At 68.9% G+C, this 22,823-nt stretch carries 17 protein-coding genes; 9 read left to right on the top strand and 8 right to left on the bottom strand.

Features of this window, described 5'->3' with window-relative positions:
* Positions 1–6: 6 nt before the first annotated feature.
* Positions 7–834, bottom strand: a complete 828-nt coding sequence (locus U5771_RS15085; RefSeq protein ID WP_322024716.1) for a carbon-nitrogen hydrolase family protein — start codon at positions 832–834, stop codon at positions 7–9.
* Between the two features lie 51 nt (positions 835–885).
* A complete protein-coding gene (locus U5771_RS15080) occupies positions 886–5,082 on the bottom strand; it encodes a YhdP family protein (protein WP_322024715.1) in 4,197 nt (1,398 codons plus the stop codon).
* Between the two features lie 228 nt (positions 5,083–5,310).
* Here U5771_RS15080 and glnE point away from each other — a divergent pair, with 228 nt between their 5' ends.
* The gene (glnE, locus tag U5771_RS15075) at positions 5,311–8,112 is read left to right on the top strand and encodes a bifunctional [glutamate--ammonia ligase]-adenylyl-L-tyrosine phosphorylase/[glutamate--ammonia-ligase] adenylyltransferase (RefSeq protein WP_322024714.1); all 2,802 of its coding nucleotides are present in this window, start codon (positions 5,311–5,313) and stop codon (positions 8,110–8,112) included.
* A 147-nt stretch (positions 8,113–8,259) separates the two neighbouring features.
* On the opposite strand, the gene recN is transcribed toward glnE, so the two are convergent.
* Both recN and U5771_RS15065 read right to left on the bottom strand, forming a co-directional pair.
* Positions 8,260–9,909 (bottom strand): DNA repair protein RecN, encoded by a 1,650-nt coding sequence (gene recN, locus U5771_RS15070; protein ID WP_322024713.1) that lies wholly within the window; start codon positions 9,907–9,909, stop codon positions 8,260–8,262.
* A 19-nt stretch (positions 9,910–9,928) separates the two neighbouring features.
* Positions 9,929–10,831 (bottom strand): NAD kinase, encoded by a 903-nt coding sequence (locus tag U5771_RS15065; RefSeq protein WP_322024712.1) that lies wholly within the window; start codon positions 10,829–10,831, stop codon positions 9,929–9,931.
* A gap of 130 nt (positions 10,832–10,961) precedes the next feature.
* Between U5771_RS15065 and hrcA the strand changes: the two genes are divergently transcribed.
* The 3 genes from hrcA (at position 10,962) to U5771_RS15050 (ending at position 13,670) form a co-directional block, all read left to right on the top strand.
* Entirely contained in the window at positions 10,962–11,984 is a 1,023-nt protein-coding gene (gene hrcA / locus U5771_RS15060; RefSeq protein WP_011544637.1) for a heat-inducible transcriptional repressor HrcA, read from the top strand.
* Between the two features lie 135 nt (positions 11,985–12,119).
* Positions 12,120–13,184 (top strand): ferrochelatase, encoded by a 1,065-nt coding sequence (hemH, locus tag U5771_RS15055; protein WP_322024711.1) that lies wholly within the window; start codon positions 12,120–12,122, stop codon positions 13,182–13,184.
* Between the two features lie 78 nt (positions 13,185–13,262).
* Positions 13,263–13,670, top strand: coding sequence for an RNA-binding S4 domain-containing protein (locus U5771_RS15050; protein WP_322024710.1), 408 nt, complete (start codon positions 13,263–13,265; stop codon positions 13,668–13,670).
* Here U5771_RS15050 and U5771_RS15045 read toward each other — a convergent pair.
* Entirely contained in the window at positions 13,642–13,803 is a 162-nt protein-coding gene (locus U5771_RS15045; protein ID WP_006476841.1) for a hypothetical protein, read from the bottom strand. The genes U5771_RS15050 and U5771_RS15045 overlap by 29 nt on opposite strands.
* 351 nt (positions 13,804–14,154) lie before the next feature.
* Between U5771_RS15045 and grpE the strand changes: the two genes are divergently transcribed.
* The 5 genes from grpE to U5771_RS15020 all read left to right on the top strand — a co-directional run bounded on the left by grpE (position 14,155) and on the right by U5771_RS15020 (position 20,573).
* The gene (gene grpE / locus U5771_RS15040; protein ID WP_322024709.1) at positions 14,155–14,700 is read left to right on the top strand and encodes a nucleotide exchange factor GrpE; all 546 of its coding nucleotides are present in this window, start codon (positions 14,155–14,157) and stop codon (positions 14,698–14,700) included.
* Positions 14,701–14,710: 10 nt separating this feature from the next.
* Positions 14,711–15,151 (top strand): thioredoxin family protein, encoded by a 441-nt coding sequence (locus tag U5771_RS15035; RefSeq protein ID WP_322024708.1) that lies wholly within the window; start codon positions 14,711–14,713, stop codon positions 15,149–15,151.
* Positions 15,152–15,299: 148 nt separating this feature from the next.
* Entirely contained in the window at positions 15,300–17,243 is a 1,944-nt protein-coding gene (gene dnaK / locus U5771_RS15030) for a molecular chaperone DnaK (RefSeq protein ID WP_322024707.1), read from the top strand.
* Between the two features lie 260 nt (positions 17,244–17,503).
* Positions 17,504–18,640, top strand: a complete 1,137-nt coding sequence (dnaJ, locus tag U5771_RS15025; protein WP_098549687.1) for a molecular chaperone DnaJ — start codon at positions 17,504–17,506, stop codon at positions 18,638–18,640.
* A gap of 4 nt (positions 18,641–18,644) precedes the next feature.
* Positions 18,645–20,573, top strand: a complete 1,929-nt coding sequence (locus U5771_RS15020) for a bifunctional anthranilate synthase component I family protein/class IV aminotransferase (RefSeq protein WP_322024706.1) — start codon at positions 18,645–18,647, stop codon at positions 20,571–20,573.
* A gap of 134 nt (positions 20,574–20,707) precedes the next feature.
* Here U5771_RS15020 and panB read toward each other — a convergent pair whose 3' ends face one another.
* From panB to folK, 3 genes are read right to left on the bottom strand one after another with little or no spacing between them, the layout of a single operon-like run.
* On the bottom strand, positions 20,708–21,523 hold the full coding sequence (gene panB / locus U5771_RS15015; RefSeq protein ID WP_322024705.1) for a 3-methyl-2-oxobutanoate hydroxymethyltransferase: 816 nt from the start codon (positions 21,521–21,523) through the stop codon (positions 20,708–20,710).
* 44 nt (positions 21,524–21,567) lie between these two features.
* Positions 21,568–22,254 (bottom strand): deoxynucleoside kinase, encoded by a 687-nt coding sequence (locus U5771_RS15010; protein ID WP_322024704.1) that lies wholly within the window; start codon positions 22,252–22,254, stop codon positions 21,568–21,570.
* Positions 22,251–22,793 (bottom strand): 2-amino-4-hydroxy-6-hydroxymethyldihydropteridine diphosphokinase, encoded by a 543-nt coding sequence (gene folK / locus U5771_RS15005; protein WP_322024703.1) that lies wholly within the window; start codon positions 22,791–22,793, stop codon positions 22,251–22,253. Before folK ends, U5771_RS15010 begins: the two co-directional genes overlap by 4 nt.
* Positions 22,794–22,823: the final 30 nt, after the last annotated feature.

Here is a 22,823-nt window from a genome sequence, read left to right as displayed (position 1 = left end):
AGCGGGTCAGGCCAGCACGCGATGCCGCCACGCGGGCAGGCTCTGGCGCACGTCGGCGATGCGCTGCGGATCGAGCGCGCCGGTCACGACGCTCGCGCCTTCGTCGCGGACCGCGACGATCTCGCCCCACGGGTCGATCAGCATGCTGTGGCCCCAGGTGCGCCGGCCGTTCTCGTGCTTGCCGCCTTGCGCGGCCGCGAGCACGTAGCACTGGTTCTCGACGGCCCGCGCGCGCAGCAGCATTTCCCAGTGCGCGCGGCCCGTCGTATACGTAAACGCCGACGGCACGACGATCAGCGCGCAGTCGCCCATCCTGCGATACAGCTCCGGAAAGCGCAGATCGTAACAGACCGACAGGCCGACTCGCCCGAACGGCGCGTCGAACGCGACGACCGTGTCGCCCGCGCGGATCGTGCGCGCCTCGTCGAACGATTCGTCGCCTTTCTCGAAGTTGAACAGGTGGATCTTGTCGTAGCGGGCCGCTTCGTTGCCGGACGGGTCGAACACGAGCGTCGTGTTCAGCACGCGATCGGGTTCCGGCGCCTTCAGCGGCAGGGTGCCGCCGATCACCCAGATGCCGTGACGGTGCGCGGCCTCCGACAGGAAGCGCTGGATCGGACCGTCGCGGTAGGGTTCGGCGAGCGCGAGCTTGTCGGTGTCGCGATGGCCCATGAAGCAGAAATACTCGGGCAGCAGCACGAGCTGTGCGCCGTCGCCGGCCGCTTCCGCGATCAGGCGGCCGGCTTCGGCGAGATTGCGTGCGACGTCCGGCGTGCTCACCATCTGCAGCGCGGCGACCCGAAAGGGCGTGGCGGAACGGGTGTGATCGGTCATCGCTGGATCGGTTGCGTCATAAATGGGGTGCGGCCCGGCACCCTGCGCGCGTCAATGGCTCGCCGCATCGGCCGGACCGTGATTCATCTTACCCTGATCGCCCCGCACCCGCTCGATGTGCGGATGCGCCCACGAACCCGTGATCGCGTAGTCGAGCGCGAACGCGTGCGACAGCGTCTCCGACAGCGCGTAGTTCGCGGCCAGCACGCCGACGCCGAGCAGCGGATTGATGATCGCGGCCGCGATCGCCGCCGTGCCGGCGCCGATCTTCGGCGCGACGTGCGCGCGCAGGTCCTGCGTCTCGGTGCCGAGGTCGACCGCGCCGCGCACCGTCACGTTCGCCGGGCCCGTCGTCATCGAGAAGTCGTCGGTGCGTGCGATCCCGTTCGAGATCCGGCTGGTGCCGGTGATCTTGTCGAACGGCAGCCCCTTGCCGATCACGTCGCGGAAATTCAGCGTCAGGAAGCGCGCGAGACTCTGCAGGCTCAGCACGCCGAGCAGTTTCGCGGCGCCCGGATCGACCTTCAGGATCTGGCCGTGCTCCAGGTCGAGCGCGACCTGGCCGCCGAGCGACGGCAGATCGACCGCGGTCGGGCCGCCGCGCCAGCCGACCTTGCCGGTCACCGTGCCGTGGCCGTCCGAAAGCGTGCGCGGCAGGCCGACGAGGTCGAGCAGCGCGCCCGCGTTGCCGACGTCGAGCTTGAAGTCGAACACGCTGCGGCGCGGCGCATCGTGTTCGTCGATGCCGCGGGCCAGCGCGCGGCGCGACGTGCGCCAGTTGCCGGTCGCCGTCAGTTTCGCGGCCGGGTTCGCCAGCTCGAGCTTGTCGAGCTGCCACACCGGCGCGCCGTCTTCCTCGATGTTGCGCGCATTGACGACGAGCCGGCCGATGTCGTGATCGTGCGCGACGACCTGGTCGACGATCAGGTCGACCGACGGCATCGGCCGGTCGGTCGGCGTCGGCAGGTTCATCGCGCGGCCGACGAGGTCGTGCTGCGCGCTCTGCGGAATCACGAGCTTCGCGAGCCGCGCGTTCAGCACGCCCGCGCCGTTGTGGCCGCCGCCCGGCGCCCACGACAGGTAGCCCGATACCTGGTTCGACGCGATGTTGGCCTGCCACAGCTCGTCGACGTGCGACGCACCGACGATCACGTTTTCCCAGTTGCGCTTGAGCAGCTTCAGCGTGCCGAAGTGGAGCGCGAAGCGCTTCGGCGTGAAGCTCGCGACGTCGATGCGCGGCGTGGCCTGCTCCGGTGCGCGCGGCGTGTCGTGCTGCAGCGTGCGGGCCAGTGCGAGCCAGGCGTCGGCGTCCAGCTCGTCGACGTCGACGGCGGCGCTCACGCCGTCCTGCGGCAGGTCGGGCATCCGGTGGATGCCCATCGCGCCGCGCACCGCGCGCAGCGGCTGGCCGGGCGTCGCGTCGAGCAGGTAGGTCGCGGACACCGGGCCGAGCGTCAGGTCGGCATGCTCGAGGCGCTGGCCGCCGGCCTGGGCGGCCGGCTGCAGCGTGAAGCGGAACGGCATCGGCGTGCCGGCCGCCTTCGCGAACGGCGCCGGGAAATTCAGCGCGACGCCCGTCAGGTCGGAATGCGCGGTGACCTCCGGCAGGCGGCCCGGCGCGCCGCGCACGGCGAGCTGGTACGGCGCGTCGCCGACCACGTGCTCGAGCAGCGCCGCGGCCGTGCCGCGCAGGTTCAGGCCGCGCGCGGCGTCGAGCGCGAGCTTGCCGTCGACGTCCACCGCGTAGGGGCCGTGCGACTGGAAGTTGCCGTTCGCGTGCACCGGGCCGCCGAGGAAGCGCCCCGACAGGTCGTGCAGCGACGCGCCGGCCTCGGTGAAGCGCACGCTGCCGCGCAGCGCGGACAGCGGCGGCACGCCGTCGGTCGACAGCGTGTTGCCGCCGAACGCGAGTGCGCCTTCGACGTGCGTATGCGGATGCGGAACGTGCTGCGGAATCGTGATCTTGAGCGCGAGCGCCGCGGGCCCCTGCGCATCGATCCGCTGGCCGATGTGCCCGCTCATCGTGCCGAGCGAGCTGTTGTCCGCGTAGTCGATCAGATCCGCGAGCGGGCCTTGCGCATGGCCGTCGATGACGAGCGGCGACTTCGACGGGTTGCCGAGATCGTCGATCCGGCCGGCGACCTTCGTCAGCGCGACGCGCTTGTAGTGCGCGCGCGCGATGTCGAAGCGCAGCTTGTTCTGCGCGAGCTCGAACACACCGTCGATTCCGTCGAGTGCCGGCCAGACGCTCGGCGTGCCGTTCGCGAGCTTGCGCGGCGGGTACGGCGTCGGCTCGAAGCGACCGCCGGTGAACGGCGCGACGATGTGGAACACGCCGGCATCCGGCTCGTGTTCGAACGGGAATTTCTCGAGCGGCCCGCGGGCGACGATCGACGCGCCCTTGGTCACCTGGCCATCCTGCAGCGCATGGCCGAGATAGTCGCGCAGGTGCTCGGACATCCCGGTCGGCAGGTAGCGCGGAATGCGCGCCACCGACGCGCGCGCGAAATCCGCGCGCAGGTCGAGCGAGCCGCGGCCGTGGCCGGGGTTCGTGTACGAGCCCGACACCGCGATTTCCGCATCGGGGTTCGCGACGAACAGGTCGGGCAACGTCACGTCGACGCGCGCGTGCTGCTCGCCCGGCGCCGGCGTGATCACCCATTTCGCGTTGCCGCGCAGCCGGTCGAAGGTCAGGCGCGGCTCGTCGAATTCGCCGGGCACCGTGACCGCCGCGTTGACCGTGTCGAAGTGCGCGCTGCCGCCGGTTTCGTTCGCGTCGATACGGCCCCACAAATTCTCGACGCCCGGCCAGCCGGCGCGCGGGTGGCCGCGCGGGGACAGCCCCGGCGGCGGCTCCTGCGCGGCGACGCTGATGCCCTGCAGATCGCCGAGGAAGCGGTAGCGGACGATCGGCGCGGCGCCGGTGCGCCGCTCTTCGTCGGCGAGCTCGGCCCGCGCCGGCTTCGCGCGTTCGACCTCGATGTGATAGTTCGACACCATCCCGCGCGGGTCGAGCTTGATCAGCTCGTTGCGCAGCCGCGCCGGCAGCGGCAGCCCGCGGATGAACTCGCTGAGGATGCCGAGATCGACGCGGTCGCCGACGACGCTCAGCAGTTGCCCTTGATCGGCGGCCGGCACGCGGTAGCGGGCGGTCAGCGTCGACAGCGCGAGCGAGCGGGCGAGCGGGGTGCCGTCCGGCAGCGGCGGCTGGCCGAGCTCCGCGTTGAAGCGCGTCAGGTGCAGCGTGTAGTCGCGGCCGGCGTTCAGCGCCATGTCCCAGCCGAACCCGACCGTCGGCACGTCGAGGCGCGGCTGGGTCGGCCGCACCCGCAGCACGACGTCCGCGCCCTGCAGGTCGCCGCCCGCGGAGCGCAGGTGGCCGTCCTGGAAGGTCGCCCAGATCGCGTTGTCGATCCGGCCCGCGTGGATCGTGAGCGGTATGTCGAGATAGCGGCCGAGCGTCTGCAGGTCGACCGGGCCGGTCGACAGATACGCGTCGCCGGTCCAGTTCGTGGGCTTGCCGATCGGCGCGAGCGGCTTGTGCCGGAAGCGCGCGCGGAAATCGAGCGGGCCGAGCAGCAGCGTGCCGTTCGCGGGCGCCTGCAGCGCGGCCTTGTGCTCGCGGCCGTGGTTGAGCACCGCGAGGCGGATGCCGGACAGCGCGAGTTCCGGTGCGTCGTGCTGCGCGTCGCGCCAGCGCAGCGTGCCGTTGCGCAGCACGATCGCTTCCTGCTTCAGCAGCCACGTGCTGAACGTGTCGTTGCCGCCATGGGTGGTTGCGACGCCGACGCCCGCGATGCTCAGCGAGCCGTCGGCCGCGCGCGCGACGACGAGGTCGGGATGGTCGACGATCAGGCTCGACAGCGCGGGCGACAGCCGCAGCAGCGACATCCACGACAGCGCGGCCGTCGCGTGCGGGACCGACAGCGCGATCCGGCCGTCACGGCCGCGAATGGTGAGGTTGGCGACTTCGACGCCCGGCTGCATGCCGGACCAGTGGGGAGACAGCTTGCCGATCGAAAGCTGCGCGTGGAGCTTGTCGGACACCGCGCGCTCGATGCGCGGCCGGAATTCGTCGATGCGCGGCAGCAGCACGTAGCGCATCCCGAGGAACACGCCGGACGCGACGAAGTACGTGCCGATCCCGACTGCCAGCGTCACCCTGAACACGCGACGCAGGACCGGATGATCGTGCTTCGGAGGTCCCGCTTCGGGCGCAGCTACGGCGGATTCCTGACGGTCGGACATGCGGCGGAAGGGCGGCGATATGGTAGTTTTGCAGACTGACGTTGAAATGTATCACACGGGTTCGTGCCGGCGGCCGTTGCGGCAGCGCGGCACGGGCTTTCCGGCGCGCGGTTTTCGCGGCGGCGCACCCGCGTCGCGACACCGCGCCGAGTCCAAGGGGCCTGTCGGCAGCGGGGCGCGCACGCGTTGTCCCGCGGCGGCGGGCCTTACCGCCAGGCCCGCTTTTCGATGACCGACGCTTCCGCCCTGATCAGCCCGTCCTACTCCCGCTATATCGCCCGCGCGGCCGCCGCGCGGCCCGCGCTGTCCGACCAGGTCGCCGCGTGGGCCGCCGCGCCGCTCGCCCGCGCGCAACTCGATGCGCGCCTGACCGAACTGCTCGCACCGCCGGCCGGCACGGCCGCGCCGAGCGACGAGCAACTGAAGCGCGCGCTGCGGCAGTTGCGTGTCGAGGTGTTCGGCGCGGTCGCGGAGCGCGACCTGCGCGGCATCGCGGACGTCGCCGAGGTGACGGGCGCGATGACCGATCTCGCCGAAGTGGCCGTGCAGCGCTCGCTCGCGCTGCTGTCGGCGGAACTGGAGGCGATGTACGGCGAGCCGCGCGGCGCCGACGGCCAGCGCGTCGTGCTGGGCGTGGTCGGGATGGGCAAGCTCGGCGGCCGCGAGTTGAACGTGTCGTCGGACATCGACCTGATCTTCGTCTACGAGGACGACGGCGAAACGGCCGGCGGCACGCGCTCGCCGCTGTCCACCCAGGAGTACTTCACGCGGCTCGGCCGGCGCCTGATCGGCGTGCTGTCCGAGGTCACCGCCGACGGCTACGTGTTTCGCGTCGACATGCGGCTGCGCCCGAACGGCGATTCGGGGCCGCTCGTCTGCAGCCTCGGGATGCTCGAGGAATATTTCTACGTGCAAGGGCGCGAATGGGAGCGCTACGCGTGGATCAAGGGGCGGCTCGTGTCGGAAGGCGACAGCGACGCGGCGCGGCGGCTGGAGGCGCAGCTCGAATCGATCGTCAAGCCGTTCGTGTATCGCCGCTATCTCGACTTCGGCGTGATCGGCGCAATCCGTTCGCTGCATCAGCAGATTCGCCAGGAAGCGGCGCGCCGCGCGTCGATGCGGCCCGACAAGGCCGACGACATCAAGCTCGGGCGCGGCGGGATCCGCGAGATCGAATTCAGCGCGCAGGTGTTCCAGCTGATCCGCGGCGGCCAGGATGCGGAGTTCCGCGTGCGGCCGACGCTCGCGGTGTTGCGCCATGCGCAGGCGCGCGGGCTGATCGGCGAGGACGTGCGCGAGCGTCTGACCGATGCTTACAATTTCCTGCGTACGCTCGAGCACCGGCTGCAGTACCGCGACGACGCGCAGACGCATGCGATGCCGGTCGATCCGGACGAGCGCGCGGCGCTGGCCGCGTCGCTCGGCTTTGCCGACTACGCGGCGCTGATGACGGTGCTCGACGGCTACCGGACGTTCGTCGAGGCGCAGTTCGACCAGATCTTTGCCGACAAGGTGAGCGGCGGCCCCTGCGCGGCGCGCGACGACACGGCCGCCACATGGATCTGGAGCGGGGCGCTCGCCGACGACGGCGAGGACGACGCGCTGCTTGCGCGCCTCGACGGCCTGGGCTTCACCGATCCGGCGGCCGTGCTCGCGCGGCTGCGCGCGATCTGGCAGTCGTCGCGCTACGCGGGCCTGCCGGAAAAGAGCCGGCAGCGCTTCGACAGCGTCGCGCAGCGTGCGCTCGAGGCCGCGCCGCGGATCGACGCCGCGCGCCGCGACGACACCATCGTGCGGCTGTTCGACCTGCTCGAGACGGTCAGCCGGCGCGGCGTCTATCTCGCGCTCCTGACCGAGTATCCGGCCGCGCTCGACCGCGTGCTGTCGGTGCTCGGCGCGACGCGCTGGGGCGGCGGCTACCTGATCCGCCATCCTCAGCTGCTCGACGAACTGCTCGACGACGAAGCGATCGCGAGCCCGTTCGACTGGCCCGCGTTCAAGGACGCATTGCGGGCCCGCCTCGCGGCCGCCGACGGCCCCGAGCAGCAGATGGACCTGCTGCGGCATGCGCAGCACGCGGAGGTGTTCCGCATCCTGCTGATCGACCTGGCGGGTCAGCTGTCGGTCGAGCACGTGAGCGATCGTCTGTCCGAGCTCGCCGACGCGGTGCTCGACGTGACGATCGAGGTGGTCTGGTCGCAGCTCGCGAAGCGCCATCGCGACGTGCCGAAGTTCGCGGTGATCGCGTACGGCAAGCTGGGCGGCAAGGAGCTCGGCTACGCATCGGATCTCGACCTGATCTTCCTGTACGACGACCCCGACGAGCGCTCGGCGGACGTCTACACGACGTTCACGCGACGATTGATCACGTGGCTCACGACCGCGACCGGCGCGGGCGCGCTGTTCGACATTGACCTGCGGCTGCGGCCGAACGGCGAGGCCGGGCTGCTCGTGACCGATCTCGACGCGTTCCGCCGCTACCAGCTGCGCGAGGGCGACGCGGCGAACACCGCGTGGGTGTGGGAACACCAGGCGCTGACGCGTGCCCGCTACAGCGCGGGCGACACGCAGATCGGCACGGATTTCGAGGCGATCCGCCAGCAGGTGCTGACGACGCCGCGCGACGGGGCGGTGCTCGCGAAGGAAATCGTCGACATGCGCGGCAAGGTGTTCGCCGGCCACCCGAACCAGACCGAGCTGTTCGACCTGAAGCACGATCGCGGCGGGATGGTCGACATCGAGTTCATCGTCCAGTACTGGGTGCTGCTGCATGCGTCGAGCGACGCCGAGCTGATCCGCAACACCGGCAACATCGCGCTGCTGCGCGAGGTCGCGCGGTTCGGGCTGATGGGCGAGGACGAGGCCGAGCGCGTCGGCGCCGCGTACCGCAAGTACCGGAAACTGCAGCACAAGCTGCGGCTCGACGGGATGGAGAAGGCGCGGGTCGATCCGGCGCTGGTGGCCGACGAGCGGGCGGCCGTGGCGGCGCTGTGGACACGCGTGTTCGGCGCGGTCGAAACGGACGTTTGAGTCTGGCGTTTGAGTCGGGCGTTCGAATCGAACGTTCGACTCATCGGGGCAGGGCGGGGTGGGCGCGAGGGCGCGGCCGTGGTTGTCCGTCACAACAAGACCGGCGCATGCGCCGGTCTTGTTGCATTCGGCCAACGGATGCCCGCGTCAGGCTGCCAGCATTTCCTTCGCGTGCTTGCGCGTCGTCGCGGTGATCTCGAGCCCGCCGAGCATCCGCGCGACTTCCTCGACCCGGCTCGCCTTGTCGAGCGAGACGACCGACGAGACGGTGCCGCCGCGGTCGTCGGCGCCCTTCGCGACCTGGAAGTGATGGTCGCCGCGCGCGGCGACCTGCGGCAGGTGCGTCACGCACAGCACCTGGCGATCGCGCCCGAGCTGGTGCAGCAGGCGGCCGACCACCTCGGCGACGCCGCCGCCGATCCCCGTGTCGACTTCGTCGAAAATCAGCGTCGGCGTCGGGCTGGCGGCGCTCGCGATCACCGCGAGCGCCAGGCTGATTCGCGCGAGTTCTCCGCCCGACGCGACTTTCGCGAGCGGCCGCAGCGGCACGCCGGGGTGCCCGGCGACCCGGAATTCGACCTGCTCGAGCCCGTGCGGGCCGCCGTCGGCGAGCGGCACGAGCGTGACGTCGAAGCTGCCGCCCGCCATCGACAGTTCCTGCATGCCGGCCGTGACGGCCGTACCGAGCGCCTTCGCGGCCTGCGCGCGGGCCTTCGACAGGTGTTTCGCGTCGGCGAGATAGGCTTCCCATGCCTTCGCCTGCGCGGCTTCGAGCGCACCGAGATCCACGGCCGCGTCGAGCGCGGCGAGCTGCGCGCGGCGTGCCGCATGTTCCTCGTGCAGCGTGTCGGGCGGCAGCCGGAACTTGCGGGCGGTCGAGTGCAGCGCGTCGAGGCGCGTTTCGACCTGCGCGAGCCGGGCCGGGTCGAGATCGAGGCGCTGCGCGTAGTGCGACAGCGAATAGACGGCTTCCTGCAGCTGGATCTCGGCGGGTTCGAGCGAGGCGAGCGCATCGCCGAGCCCTGTGTCGTAGTCGGCCAGGCTGCGCAGTTTCGACACGATCGCGCCGAGCTGCGGGAGCATCGCGTCGTCGGCCTCGGACAGCGCGTTGAGGGCGCCCTGCACACCGGCGATCAGGTTCGCCGAATGCGACAGGCGCTTGTGCTCGCCGCCGACTTCGTCCCATTCGCCCGGTTGCGGCGCGAGTTTGTCGAGCTCGGCGAGCTGCCATGCGAGCTTCTCGCGTTCGAGCTGCAGCTCGCGCTCGTGCGCCTTCGCGGCGTCGATCGCCTGCGTCGCGTCGCGCCAGACGCGCCACGCGCGTGCGACGGTCGCGGCATCGGCGACGAGCCCCGCATGCGTGTCGAACAGCTCGCGCTGCGCGTCGGGCCGCATCAGCAACTGGTGCGCGTGCTGGCCGTGGATGTCGACCAGCATCTCGCCGAGCTCGCGCAGCTGCGCGAGCGTCGCGCTGGTGCCGTTGATGAACGCGCGCGAGCGGCCATTCGCGTCGATCACGCGGCGCAGCATCACGGTGTCCTCGGCGTCGAACGCGTGTTCGTCGAGCCAGCGCGCGACGCGGTCGTGCGGGGTGAATTCGGCGGTGATGTCGGCGCGGCCGCAGCCGGCGCGCACGACGCTTGCGTCGGCGCGTTCGCCGAGCGCGAGGGCCAGCGCGTCGATCAGGATCGATTTGCCGGCGCCGGTTTCGCCGGAAAAGACGGTAAAGCCGCTGTCGAATTCGAGATCGAGCGCGGCGACGATGACGAAGTCGCGAATCGAGAGGTGGCGGAGCATGGTGTCGGGCGTTGGTGCGTCAGGACGCCTTGTCGTCTTCGTTCGATGCGTGTTCGTTCCAGTGCAGCTTCTTGCGCAGCGTCGCGTAGTAGCTGTAGCCGACCGGGTGCAGGAACGGCACCGTGTGCTTCGAGCGGCGCACCTCGATCGTGTCGTTCAGTTCGAGCGCGGTGAACGACTGCATGTCGAAGTTCACGTTGACGTCGCGGCCGCCGACGATCTGGATCGCGATCTTCGAATCGTCGGGCAGCACGATCGGCCGGTTCGACAGCGCATGCGGCGCGATCGGCACGAGCACGATGCCCTGGAGCTGCGGATGCAGGATCGGGCCGGCCGACGACAGCGCGTACGCGGTCGAGCCGGTCGGCGTGGCGACGATCAGGCCGTCCGAACGCTGGTTGTACATGAACCGGCCGTCAACCGACGCGCGCAGCTCGACCATCCCGGAAAAGCCGCTGCGGTTCACGACGACGTCGTTGAAGGCAAGCGCGTGGTAGATCGGTTCGCCGTCGCGCACGATCCGGGCCTCGAGCAGCGAGCGCTCCTCGCGCTCGAACTTGCCCGACAGGATCACCGGGACGCGCGCCTGCATGTCGGCCGCCGCGATGTCCGTGATGAAGCCGAGCCGCCCGTGGTTGATCCCGATCAGCGGCGTCTTGTACGGCGCGAGCTGCCGGCCGATGCCGAGCATCGTGCCGTCGCCGCCGAGCACGACCGCCACGTCCGCGCGCGCCCCGATTTCCGCCGGGGTGAGCGCCGGATAGCCGGAGATGCCGATTTCGCGCGCGGTTTCGGCTTCGAACACGACCTCGAAGCCGAGCTTCGCGATGCAGCCAGCCAGCGTGGCGAGCGGCTCGGCGATGCCGGGCGTGTTGCTTCGGCCGACGAGCGCGACGGTGTTGAACTGATTACCGGTTTTCATGCCGGCATTACACCATAGCTCGTTGACGAAAAGAACCGGCTGTGCGCAGACGGGGCCGGATCGGTCGGCCTGCGCGACAGTGGCCGCGGCCACTCGCCGCGGTCGCGCGGTTGCGCTAAAATTTTCCACCATGCTAGATCCTCGCGCACGAACCCTCCTGAAAACCCTGATCGAACGGTACATCGCCGACGGTCAGCCGGTCGGCTCGCGCACGTTGTCCCGTTACTCCGGGCTCGAGCTGAGCCCGGCAACGATCCGCAACGTGATGTCCGACCTGGAGGAGCTCGGCCTCGTGTCGAGCCCGCACACGTCGGCCGGCCGCGTGCCGACGCCGCGCGGCTATCGCCTGTTCGTCGACACGATGCTGACGGTCGAGGCGCCGATCGACGCCGAGGCCGTCGCGCGCCAGGTGCAGAACACGCTGCAGGCCGGCGAACCGCAGCAGCGGGTCGTGGCGGCCGCGGCGAGCGTGCTGTCGAACCTGTCGCAGTTCGCGGGCGTCGTGCTGACGCCGCGCCGCAGCCACGTGTTCAAGCAGATCGAGTTCATGCGGCTGTCGGACAAGCGCATCCTGCTGATCATCGTCACGCCCGAAGGCGACGTGCAGAACCGGATGCTCGCGACGCCGCGCGACTATTCGCCGTCGCAGCTCACCGAGGCATCCAACTACATCAACGCGCATTTCGCCGGGCTGTCGTTCGACGAGGTGCGCCGCCGCCTGCGTGACGAGATCGACCAGCTGCGCGGCGACATGACCACGCTGATGCATGCGGCCGTGACGGCCAGCACCGAGGTGCCCGACACCGAGGACACCGTGCTCATTTCCGGCGAGCGCAACCTGCTCGAGGTGGCGGATCTGTCGTCCGACATGGCGCGGCTGCGCAAGCTGTTCGACGTGTTCGACCAAAAGACGGGCCTCCTGCAATTGCTCGACGTGTCGAGCCACGCCCAGGGCGTGCAGATCTTCATCGGCGGCGAATCGACGCTCGTGCCGATCGAGGAAATGAGCGTCGTCACCGCGCCCTACGAGGTGAACGGCCAGATCGTCGGCACGCTCGGCGTGATCGGCCCGACCCGCATGGCCTACAACCGCGTGATCCCGATCGTCGACATCACCGCGCGCCTGCTGTCGCTCACGCTGAGCCAGCAGTAACCGGCGCCACCGTTCCGCCATCGTGCCGCGGCGGCGCGCGCGTCGCCAGTCGGCCGAACGGCCGGCCGACCCGAGCGAGGCGGCCCGCTATAATTGAGGGCCGTCCGACTGCGTGCCCCGAGCACGTTCCTGCCCATGCGTTTCGATCTTGAGCCGCCTTCGAGCGTCGCGGCTGCCCATCGCATCGGCGTGCTGCTGATCAATCTCGGCACGCCCGACGCCCCGACGCCGCGCGCGGTGCGGCGCTATCTGGCCGAATTCCTGTCGGACCCCCGCGTCGTCGAAATCCCGCAGGTCGTCTGGCAGGTGCTGCTGCGCACACTGATCCTGCCGCTGCGCGGCCGCGCGTCCGCGAAGAAATACGCGGCCGTCTGGATGCCCGAAGGCTCGCCGCTGCGCGTGCATACCGAGCGCCAGGCCGACGGCGTGCGCCACCTGCTCGCATCGAACGGCTATCAGGTGACGGTCGACTACGCGATGCGCTACGGCAGCCCGGGCATCGCGCAGGCGCTTGGGCAGTTCAAGCGCGCGGGCGTCGAGCGCGTGCTGCTGATGCCGATGTATCCGCAATACTCGGCGTCCACCACCGCGACGGCATTCGATGCCGCGTTCGCCGCGCTCGCGCGGATGCGCAACCAGCCGGAAGTGCGCACGGTGCGGCAGTACGCCGACCATCCGGCCTACATCCACGCGCTCGCCGAGCAGGTGCGCCAGTACTGGGCGCAGCACGGCCGGCCCGACTTCGCGGCCGGCGACAAGCTCGTGCTGAGTTTTCACGGCGTGCCGAAACGCACGCTCGACCTGGGCGACCCCTATCACGACCAGTGTCGGCAGACGGGCGCGCTGCTGATGGCCGCGCTCGGGCTGTCGACGCTCGAATGCCGCGTGACGTTCCAGTCACGCTTCGGCAAGGCCGAGTGGCTGCAGCCGTACACGGCGCCGACGCTGCGCGAGCTCGGCGAGGCAGGCGTGCGGCGGGCCGACGTGTTCTGTCCCGGTTTTACGGCCGATTGCCTGGAGACGATCGAGGAGATCGGGATGGAGGTACGCGACGAGTTCATCGCGGGCGGCGGCCAGGCGTTCCACCGGATTCCGTGCCTGAACGGCGCGCCCGCGTGGATCGGGGCGGTGGGCGAGATCGTCGCCGAGAATCTGCAGGGCTGGCCGGTGAAGGCCCCGCAGCCCGAAACGGTGAACTGAAATGAAGACGCGACCCCTGCGTTCGCTGCGCCGTGACGGTGCGGCCGGCCGCGGTGGGGCGGCCCGGCGGAGGCTGGCATGAACTACAGGATTTCGACGGAACCCGGCGCGAAGCTGCGCATCGACAAATGGCTGTGGGCCGCGCGCTTCTTCAAGACGCGCTCGCTCGCGTCCGACGCGGTCGACAAGGGCCACGTGAAGATCGGCGGCGCGGCGGTCAAGCCGGCCAAGGACGTGCGCGTCGGCGACGAGGTCGAGATTGCGATCGACGGTGTCGTCTGGCACATTGCCGTGCTGGGTATTTGCGACGTGCGTGGGCCCGCGAGCATCGCGCAGACGCTTTACGAGGAAACGGAAGCGGGGCGCGCCGCGCGGCTCGCCGAACTGGAACGGCGCCGCACCTATCGCGAGCCGGCGGCGGAACTGCACGGCCGGCCGACCAAGCGCGACCGGCGCATCATCGACAGATTTTCTGGTGGGAGCTGAACATCTGGTCGAACGTCGCCCGCGCGCTTCCGTATTCGGTCGTGCGGTCGGTGACGGCTCCGGACAAACAGATGGTGGTGGTGCCGGCGATCAGTACCAGCGCGACCACCGATATGGCAAAGGTCAGTTTCACGGTACTCGCCTCGATGGGACGGTGAATGCAGCGCCAGGTGGATGTCAGGCGGCGGTAAGCTAGGGTAAACACGCTTTTTCGACGCTTGAGTGGAGTGTAGTTCAGCCCCCTGTGCCCAGCTAGTACTTGCCTGGTAAGCGTTGTTACCGGCCGTTTCGTCCGATCTGGCGACAAATGCGCGCAATCGGGCGGCGCGCGACGCGGTTGTTTCGCGGCATTGGCGAATGCCGGCGAATAACCCTCTTGAAATTGCAGTTTTCGCCCTTATTTGCACCAACAATGTGCGGTACCGCCGGCATACGGTCCGGCGGTTGCCGATTTGGCTTCAACCTCTAATCGACTTTCAGCGACATGGAAAACACGCAAGAGAACCCGGCTACCCAATCGGCCGAAGACATCGGCAGCGAGAAGCAGGCGGCGCAAGGCGCTGCTCCTGCCGCCGAAGCAGCCGACGCGGCGCTCGCGGAGGCTCAAGCCAAGGTCGCCGAGCTGCAGGAGAGCTTCCTCCGGGCGAAGGCCGAGACCGAGAACGTCCGCCGCCGCGCGCAGGACGACGTCTCGAAGGCGCACAAGTTTGCGATCGAGAGCTTCGCGGAGCACCTGCTGCCCGTGCTGGACAGCCTCGAGGCCGCCGTCGGCGATACGTCCGGCGACATCACGAAGGTGCGCGAAGGCGTCGAACTGACGCTGCGCCAGCTGACGAGCGCGCTCGAGAAGGGCCGCGTCGTCGCGATCAACCCGGTCGGCGAGAAGTTCGATCCGCACCAGCACCAGGCCATTTCGATGGTGCCGGCCGAGCAGGAACCGAACACCGTCGTGACCGTCCTGCAAAAGGGCTACACGATCGCCGACCGCGTGTTGCGCCCGGCGCTCGTCACGGTCGCCCAGCCGAAGTAAGGCTGCCGCGATGGTTCCCGCCGGCGTCGATCCGGCCGCGTTCGACGCGTTCGGCATGCAGGCGCTGGCGCCCGACACGTTCGACGCCGGCATCGCCGGCGCCGGCAATGCGCTCGCCGTGGTGTTCTTCTGGGGCGTCGACTGCTTCAACTGCGAGATCGCCAAGAAGGCGATGCTCGCCCAGCCGGACGCGATTCGCGCGCTGGACCTGAAGTGGTTCCATTGCAACGTGTACGAACACCCTGAACTGGGGCGCCGCTTCGGCCTCCACGGCGTGCCGACGTGGTTCTTCTTTCACCGCGGCAAGCGGCTCGGCCGCGCGACCGGCTGGCATGGCCTCGCGCAGTTCCAGGCGGCGGTGTCGGCGGCGCGCGCGAAGATCGCCGCGGCGGCCGGCCTGCCGTCTGGCCGCGACGGCGGTCCGCACGATCCGGCTACCGGCGGCGATTGAAAAAATTTAATATCCGCATCGCCTGGCGGGTCTTGAAAACGGATCGGCCGGACGCATTTCGGGAACAGAGTTGAATTCTGGCGTGCGAAACCGCCCCAAAACGCGGGGTTTCGCGCAGCAAACAAGCATTTCTGGAGATTAGGAAAAAATGGGAAAGATCATCGGTATTGACCTCGGCACCACGAACTCGTGCGTCGCCATCATGGAAGGCAACCAGGTCAAGGTCATCGAGAACTCGGAAGGCACGCGCACGACGCCGTCGATCATCGCCTACATGGACGATAACGAAGTGCTCGTCGGCGCGCCGGCCAAGCGTCAGTCCGTGACCAACCCGAGGAACACGCTGTTCGCGGTGAAGCGCCTGATCGGCCGCCGCTTCGAAGAGAAGGAAGTCCAGAAGGACATCGGCCTGATGCCGTACGCGATCATCAAGGCCGACAACGGCGACGCATGGGTCGAAGCGCACGGCGAGAAGCTCGCGCCGCCGCAGGTGTCGGCTGAAGTGCTGCGCAAGATGAAGAAGACGGCCGAAGACTACCTCGGCGAGCCGGTCACGGAAGCCGTGATCACGGTGCCGGCGTACTTCAACGACAGCCAGCGCCAGGCAACCAAGGACGCCGGCCGCATCGCGGGCCTCGAAGTCAAGCGGATCATCAACGAGCCGACGGCGGCCGCGCTCGCATTCGGCCTCGACAAGGCCGAGAAGGGCGACCGCAAGATCGCCGTGTATGACCTCGGCGGCGGCACGTTCGACGTGTCGATCATCGAGATCGCGGACGTCGACGGCGAAATGCAGTTCGAAGTGCTGTCGACCAACGGCGACACGTTCCTCGGCGGCGAGGACTTCGACCAGCGCATCATCGATTACATCATCGGCGAGTTCAAGAAGGAGCAGGGCGTCGACCTGTCGAAGGACGTGCTCGCGCTGCAGCGTCTGAAGGAAGCCGCTGAAAAGGCGAAGATCGAACTGTCGTCGAGCCAGCAGACCGAAATCAACCTGCCGTACATCACGGCCGACGCATCGGGTCCGAAGCACTTGAACCTGAAGATCACCCGCGCGAAGCTGGAAGCGCTGGTCGAGGACCTCGTCGAGCGCACGATCGAACCGTGCCGCATCGCGATCAAGGACGCCGGCGTCAAGGTGTCGGACATCGACGACGTGATCCTGGTCGGCGGCCAGACCCGCATGCCGAAGGTGCAGGAGAAGGTGAAGGAGTTCTTCGGCAAGGATCCGCGCCGTGACGTGAACCCGGACGAAGCCGTCGCAGTCGGCGCGGCGATCCAGGGCCAGGTCCTGTCGGGCGACCGCAAGGACGTGCTGCTGCTCGACGTGACCCCGCTGTCGCTCGGCATCGAGACGCTCGGCGGCGTGATGACGAAGATGATCAACAAGAACACGACGATCCCGACGAAGCACGCACAGGTGTACTCGACGGCGGACGACAACCAGTCGGCCGTGACGATCAAGGTGTTCCAGGGCGAACGCGAGATGGCGGCAGGCAACAAGCTGCTCGGCGAGTTCAACCTCGAAGGCATCCCGCCGTCGCCGCGCGGCGTGCCGCAGATCGAAGTGACCTTCGACATCGACGCGAACGGCATCCTGCACGTCGGCGCGAAGGACAAGGCGACCGGCAAGGAAAACAAGATCACGATCAAGGCGAACTCGGGCCTGTCCGACGCTGAAATCGATCAGATGATCAAGGACGCCGAAGCGAACGCAGCGGAAGACCACAAGCTGCGCGAGCTGGCCGATTCGCGCAACCAGGGCGACGCGCTGGTCCACAGCACGAAGAAGGCGCTCACCGAGTACGGCGACAAGCTGGATGCGGGCGAGAAGGAAAAGATCGAAGCGGCGCTGAAGTCGCTCGAGGACGTGCTGAAGGAGTCGTCGGCCGACAAGGCGGCGATCGACGCGAAGGTCGAGGAACTCGGTCAGGCTTCGCAGAAGCTCGGCGAAAAGATGTACGCCGACATGCAGGCGCAGCAGGCCGGCGCGGCGGGTGCAGCGGAAGGCGCGGCCCACGCGGGCGGTGCGCAGCAGGCTGCCGACGACGTCGTCGACGCCGAGTTCAAGGAAGTGAAGAAGGACTAAGCCGGGTTGCCATGGCACCGCACGCCGCGCGCGATTCGCGCGCGGCGCGCGGCGCGGCTGAACAGCGGTCTGTCTTTCCTTCCGGATGGCCGGATCGACTCCACGCCTGGCGGGCTTCGCGGCCCTCCGGGCACATTTGTTTTTTGGCGGGTGCTGCGCGAGCCGTCCGCGGACGGCGCAGCGCCAGACGAGTCGAGAGACTTTACTGCGGGCGAAAGGAGCCGGCGCGTGTGTGACGCGCGACGGCACAGTGAATCGATATGGCGAAACGGGATTACTACGAGGTTCTGGGCGTCGCGAAGAATGCGAGCGACGACGAAATCAAGAAGGCGTATCGCAAGCTTGCGATGAAGTATCACCCTGACCGCAATCCGGACAGCAAGGATGCGGAAGAGCATTTCAAGGAAGTGAAGGAAGCCTATGAAATGCTGTCGGACGACCAGAAGCGCGCGGCGTACGACCAGTACGGCCACGCGGGCGTCGATCCGAACATGGGCGGTGCGGGCGGACAGGGTTTCGGCGGCTTCGCGGATGCGTTCGGCGACATCTTCGGCGACATCTTCGGCCAGGCCGCGGGCGGTGCCGCGCGCGGCGGCCGCGGCGGCCCGCAGGTGTATCGCGGCGCCGACCTGCGCTACAGCATGGAAATCACGCTCGAGCAGGCCGCGCACGGCTACGACACGCAGATCCGCGTGCCGAGCTGGGTGTCGTGCGAAGTCTGTCACGGGTCGGGCGCGAAGCCCGGCACGAAGCCGGAAACCTGCCCGACGTGTCACGGCCAGGGCACGGTGCGCATGTCGCAGGGCTTCTTCAGCATCCAGCAGACCTGCCCGAAGTGTCACGGCACCGGCACCTACATCCCCGAACCGTGCGCGCACTGCCACGGGTCGGGCAAGGTGAAGGAAACCAAGACGCTCGAGGTGAAGATTCCGGCCGGCATCGACGACGGGATGCGGATCCGCTCGGCCGGCAACGGCGAGCCGGGCATCAACGGCGGGCCGCCGGGCGACCTGTACGTCGAGATCCACATCAAGCCGCACTCGGTGTTCGAGCGCGACGGCGACGATCTCCACTGCCAGATGCCGATTCCGTTCACGACCGCCGCACTCGGCGGCGAGATCGAGGTGCCGACGCTGGCCGGCCGTGCATCGTTCCCGGTGCCGGAAGGCACGCAGTCGGGCAAGACGTTCCGCCTGCGCGGCAAGGGGATCAAGGGTCTGCGTTCGAGCATCGCGGGCGATCTGTACGTCCACGTGCAGGTCGAGACGCCCGTGAAGCTGACCGACCAGCAGCGCGATCTGCTCAAGCAGTTCGAGAAGTCGCTGGCCGAGGGCGGTGCGCGTCACAGCCCGCAGAGCAAGAGCTGGTTCGACCGGGTGAAGAGCTTCTTCGAGTAACGGCATGACTGAAGGCAACGAGAGCGCGTCGTTCGCGCTCTTGGACGATTGCGACTCGACCGCGTCCGCGCGGTCGAGTCGTTTGTATTCCGGTTTCGTGCGCGAACGTGTGTGCACGGATCCGGCACGCCTCGACGAACTCGATGCGGCGGTGGCGCAGGATCTGCGCGACGGGCTGCATGCGGTCGTCGTCGGCGATTACGAATTCGGACGCAATCTGGAAAGAGCGCAGCCGGGCCATGCCCCGCTGCGCTTTTTGCTGTATGCGCGCTGCGAGCGCCTGTCGCGCGACGAAGCCGACGCGTGGCTCGCGCAGCGGGACGGCGGCGGCCCGCCGTCGATCGCGGGCGTCGCGCATGTCGCGAAGAGCGTGTCGCGCGACGCGTTCGACGCGGCGATCGCCGCGGTGCACGACGCGCTGCGCGCGGGCGATTCGTATCAGATCAACTACACGTACCGGCTGAATTTCGACATGTTCGGCACGCCGCTGGCGCTGTACCGGCGGCTGCGCGCGCGTCAGCCCGTGCGTTATGGCGCGCTGATCGCGCTGCCGGACGGCGCGTGGGTCGTGTCGTGCTCGCCGGAGCTGTTCGTCGAGAAACACGGCGACGTGCTGCGCGCGCGGCCGATGAAGGGCACCGCGCCGCGTTCGGCCGATCCGCGCGACGACGCGGCGGCCGCCGCGTTCCTCGCGAACGATCCGAAGAACCGCGCGGAAAACGTGATGATCGTCGACCTGCTGCGCAACGACGTGTCGCGGATCGCGCGCACGGGCACGGTCAGGGTGCCGGCGCTGTTCTCGGTCGAGCCGTATGCGTCGGTGTGGCAGATGACGTCGACGGTCGAGGCCGGCTGGCGCGACGGCACCACGTTCGCGCAGATGCTGCGCGCGCTGTTTCCGTGCGGATCGATCACCGGTGCGCCGAAGCACAAGACGATGGAACTGATCGACGCGATCGAGTCGACGCCGCGCGGGCTCTATACGGGCGCGATCGGCTGGCTCGATGCGCGGAAGGAAGGCCCTTCGGCGGGCAATGCAGCGCCTGACGACGCAGCCGGATGCGGCGATTTCTGCCTGTCGGTCGCGATCCGGACGCTGACGCTCGATGCGCTCGATGCGCCCGGTGCGGATGCTGCCGCAACGATCGACACGCGTGACGCGGCAGCGGCCGCCGGCGGCCGGCGGCGCGGCATGATGGGTGTCGGCGCGGGCATCGTGCTCGACAGCGTCGCCGCCGACGAATATGCGGAGTGCGAATTGAAAGCGCGATTCCTGACCGATGCCGACCCCGGCTTCCAGTTGTTCGAAACCACCGCCGCGACCCGTGCGGACGGCATCCGGCATCTCGAGCGCCATCTCGCGCGGCTGCAGCGCAGCGCGGATGCGTTCGGCTTCCGCCTCGACGCCGAGGCGTTGCGCCGCGAGATCGGCGCGCGCTGCGCGGCGCTCGACGGCGCCGGCCCGTACCGGATGAAGCTCGCGCTCGCGAAGGACGGCACGGTCGACATCACGGCCGCGGCACTGAAGCCGCTGCCCGCGGGGCCGGTCGGCGTGATGCTCGCGTCCGCGCACGGCTTCGCGCCGACTCGCACGGACGACGCGCTGCTGCTGCACAAGACGACGCGCCGTGCCGAATACGACCGGGCGTGGCAGGCGGCCGAGGCGCTCGGCGGCTTCGACATGCTGTTCGTGAACGAGCGCGGCGAGGTGACGGAAGGCGGGCGCTCGAACCTGTTCGTGAAGCTCGACGGCCAGTGGGTGACGCCGCCGCTGGCGAGCGGCGTGCTGCCGGGCGTGATGCGCGGCGTGCTGCTCGACGACCGCGCATTCGGCGCGGTGGAGCGGGTCGTCACGCGCGACGATCTGGCGCGCGCGCAGGCGCTGCTGCTGACCAATGCATTGCGCGGCGCGCTCGATGCGGTGTTGAAATGACGCCATGACGGCGTTCGGGCCGCATGCCCGACGAGCCACTGCTACGGCATCCAAAGAAAAAACGCGGCGCCCCGCAAAGGGTGCCGCGTTTTTTGTATCGAGAGCGCACCGGCGAACGAGCCGCCGGCCGCGCGTCAGAACGAGTGTTCCGGGCCCGGGAACGTGCGGTCCTTCACCGCGCCGACGTACGCCTCGACGGCCGCCTGGATGTTCGGCTGGCCCTGCATGAAATCCTTCACGAAACGCGGCCGCTTGCCGGGGAAGATGCCGAGCATGTCGTGCAGCACCAGCACCTGGCCCGAGCAATCGAGGCCCGCACCGATGCCGATCGTCGGGATCTTCAGCATGTGCGTGACTTCGGATGCGACGAGCGTCGGCACCGCTTCGAGCACCACGAGCTGCGCGCCCGCATCCTCGATCGCACGCGCATCGCGCAGCAACTGCGCGGCGCCGGCTTCCGTGCGGCCCTGCACCTTGAAACCGCCGAACGCATGCACCGACTGCGGCGTGAGGCCGAGGTGCGCGCACACCGGCACCGAGCGTTCGACGAGGAAGCGGATCGTGTCGGCGAGCCATTCGCCGCCTTCGAGCTTGACCATCTGCGCGCCGGCGCGCATCAGCGTGACCGCGTTCGCGAACGCCTCTGCCGGCGTGCCGTACGTGCCGAACGGCAGATCGGCGACGACGAGCGCGCGCGGCTGCGCACGCGCGACGCATGCGGTGTGGTACGCGATGTCCTCGAGCGACACGGGCAGCGTGGTCGTGTGACCCTGCAGCACGTTGCCGAGCGAGTCGCCGATCAGCAGCACGTCGGTGCCGGCACGATCGAGCAGCGCGGCAAAGCTCGCGTCGTAGCAGGTGAGCATCGCGATCTTCTCGTCGGCCTCGCGCATTGCCTGCAGCTTGGGCACCGTGACGGCAGGCCGGCTCGATTCCTGAAGATAGGTCATGGGAAATCCGGTTCGATGGGGGAGGAACGACAGGCGAGGACGCGTCAGCGCGTCGTCTCGCCCTTGACGAAGAATTCCTTGCGGCCGCGCATCGTCTCGATGCGCTCGATCAGCAGCGCGAGGTCTTCGGGGGAATCCAGCGGGTTCAGGTGTTCGGCTGCGACCGTGAGCACCGGCGTGCGGTCGTAGTGATAGAAGAATTCGTTGTACGCATCGACGAGCGAGCGCAGGTACGCGTCGCTGATCTGCAGCTCCATCGGCAGCCCGCGCTTCTGGATGCGCGAGAACAGCACCTCGGGGCTCGCCTGCAGGTAGACGACGAGATCGGGCGCGGGCGCCTGCGGGACGTCGAGGTGCGTCGCGATCGACCGGTACAACTGCCATTCGTCTTCCGGCAGGTTCAGCCGCGCGAAGATGTCGTTCTTCTGCGGCATGAAATCGGCGACGACGGGCCGGCCCGTATCGAGCGCGCCGATCAGTTCGCGCGCCTGCTGCGCGCGCTGCAGCGCGAACGACAGCTGCGCGGGCAGCGCGTAGCGCGCGGTGTCGCGATAGAAGCGTTCGAGGAACGGGTTGTCCTGCGGGCGTTCGAGCAGCGTCTGCATCGACCAGCGCTCGCCGAGCAGGCGCGCGAGCGTCGTCTTGCCGACGCCGATCGGGCCTTCGATCACGAGATAGCGGTGCGGGGCGCGCAGGTCGGGTGCGGTGACGGTCAGCGGAGTCGTGTTCATCGGCAGGGGTTCTTGTCGGCGTCAGCGCCGGCGGCAAGGGCCTTCTGCATCAGGCATTGACAGGTCTGCACCTTCTCGACGCGCTGATCCGCGACGGAGGCGAGGAACGCGTCGGCGCGGCCGCGCGCGGGGATGTCGAGCGCCGGCTCGATCTCGACGAGCGGGACGAGCGCGAATGCGCGATCGGTGAGGCGCGGATGCGGGACGATCAGGTCGGGCTCGTCGATCGAATCGGAGCCGAACAGCAGGATGTCGAGGTCGAGCGTACGCGGCGCGTTGCGATACGGGCGCTCGCGCCCGAAGTGATGTTCGATCTTCTGGCAGAGCGCGAGCAGCTCACGGGCCGACAGCGTCGTGTCGAGCTTGACGACGCAGTTGTAGTAATCGTCGCCGCCCGCTTCGAAGGGCGCCGTGCGATACAGGCTCGATTTGCCGAGGATCGAGATGGTGCGCTGCTGCGCAAGGCACACCACCGCGTCCTTCAGGGTCTGGCGCGCATCGCCGAGATTCGCCCCCAGTCCGATATATGCAACCGTCATGGCATCACTTCCTACGTCGTTCGCCGGCGA

Origin of the sequence: Burkholderia sp. BCC1977 (assembly GCF_905339595.1) — a bacterium.
Lineage (GTDB): Bacteria > Pseudomonadota > Gammaproteobacteria > Burkholderiales > Burkholderiaceae > Burkholderia.
The sequence above is the reverse complement of the archived record's forward strand: the minus strand, read 5'-3'. Positions and strand labels throughout refer to the sequence as shown.

Excerpts from the sequence above, each read along its gene's own strand:
- U5771_RS15085 (WP_322024716.1), bottom strand. The coding sequence starts at position 834 with ATGACCGATCACACCCGTTCCGCCACGCCCTTTCGGGTCGCCGCGCTG.
- U5771_RS15050 (WP_322024710.1), top strand. The coding sequence starts at position 13,263 with ATGAACTACAGGATTTCGACGGAACCCGGCGCGAAGCTGCGCATCGAC.
- U5771_RS15035 (WP_322024708.1), top strand. The coding sequence starts at position 14,711 with ATGGTTCCCGCCGGCGTCGATCCGGCCGCGTTCGACGCGTTCGGCATG.
- U5771_RS15010 (WP_322024704.1), bottom strand. The coding sequence starts at position 22,254 with ATGAACACGACTCCGCTGACCGTCACCGCACCCGACCTGCGCGCCCCG.
- dnaK (WP_322024707.1), top strand. The coding sequence starts at position 15,300 with ATGGGAAAGATCATCGGTATTGACCTCGGCACCACGAACTCGTGCGTC.
- grpE (WP_322024709.1), top strand. The coding sequence starts at position 14,155 with ATGGAAAACACGCAAGAGAACCCGGCTACCCAATCGGCCGAAGACATC.
- hrcA (WP_011544637.1), top strand. The coding sequence starts at position 10,962 with ATGCTAGATCCTCGCGCACGAACCCTCCTGAAAACCCTGATCGAACGG.
- U5771_RS15080 (WP_322024715.1), bottom strand. The coding sequence starts at position 5,082 with ATGTCCGACCGTCAGGAATCCGCCGTAGCTGCGCCCGAAGCGGGACCT.
- glnE (WP_322024714.1), top strand. The coding sequence starts at position 5,311 with ATGACCGACGCTTCCGCCCTGATCAGCCCGTCCTACTCCCGCTATATC.
- panB (WP_322024705.1), bottom strand. The coding sequence starts at position 21,523 with ATGACCTATCTTCAGGAATCGAGCCGGCCTGCCGTCACGGTGCCCAAG.
- dnaJ (WP_098549687.1), top strand. The coding sequence starts at position 17,504 with ATGGCGAAACGGGATTACTACGAGGTTCTGGGCGTCGCGAAGAATGCG.
- folK (WP_322024703.1), bottom strand. The coding sequence starts at position 22,793 with ATGACGGTTGCATATATCGGACTGGGGGCGAATCTCGGCGATGCGCGC.
- U5771_RS15020 (WP_322024706.1), top strand. The coding sequence starts at position 18,645 with ATGACTGAAGGCAACGAGAGCGCGTCGTTCGCGCTCTTGGACGATTGC.
- hemH (WP_322024711.1), top strand. The coding sequence starts at position 12,120 with ATGCGTTTCGATCTTGAGCCGCCTTCGAGCGTCGCGGCTGCCCATCGC.
- U5771_RS15065 (WP_322024712.1), bottom strand. The coding sequence starts at position 10,831 with ATGAAAACCGGTAATCAGTTCAACACCGTCGCGCTCGTCGGCCGAAGC.
- recN (WP_322024713.1), bottom strand. The coding sequence starts at position 9,909 with ATGCTCCGCCACCTCTCGATTCGCGACTTCGTCATCGTCGCCGCGCTC.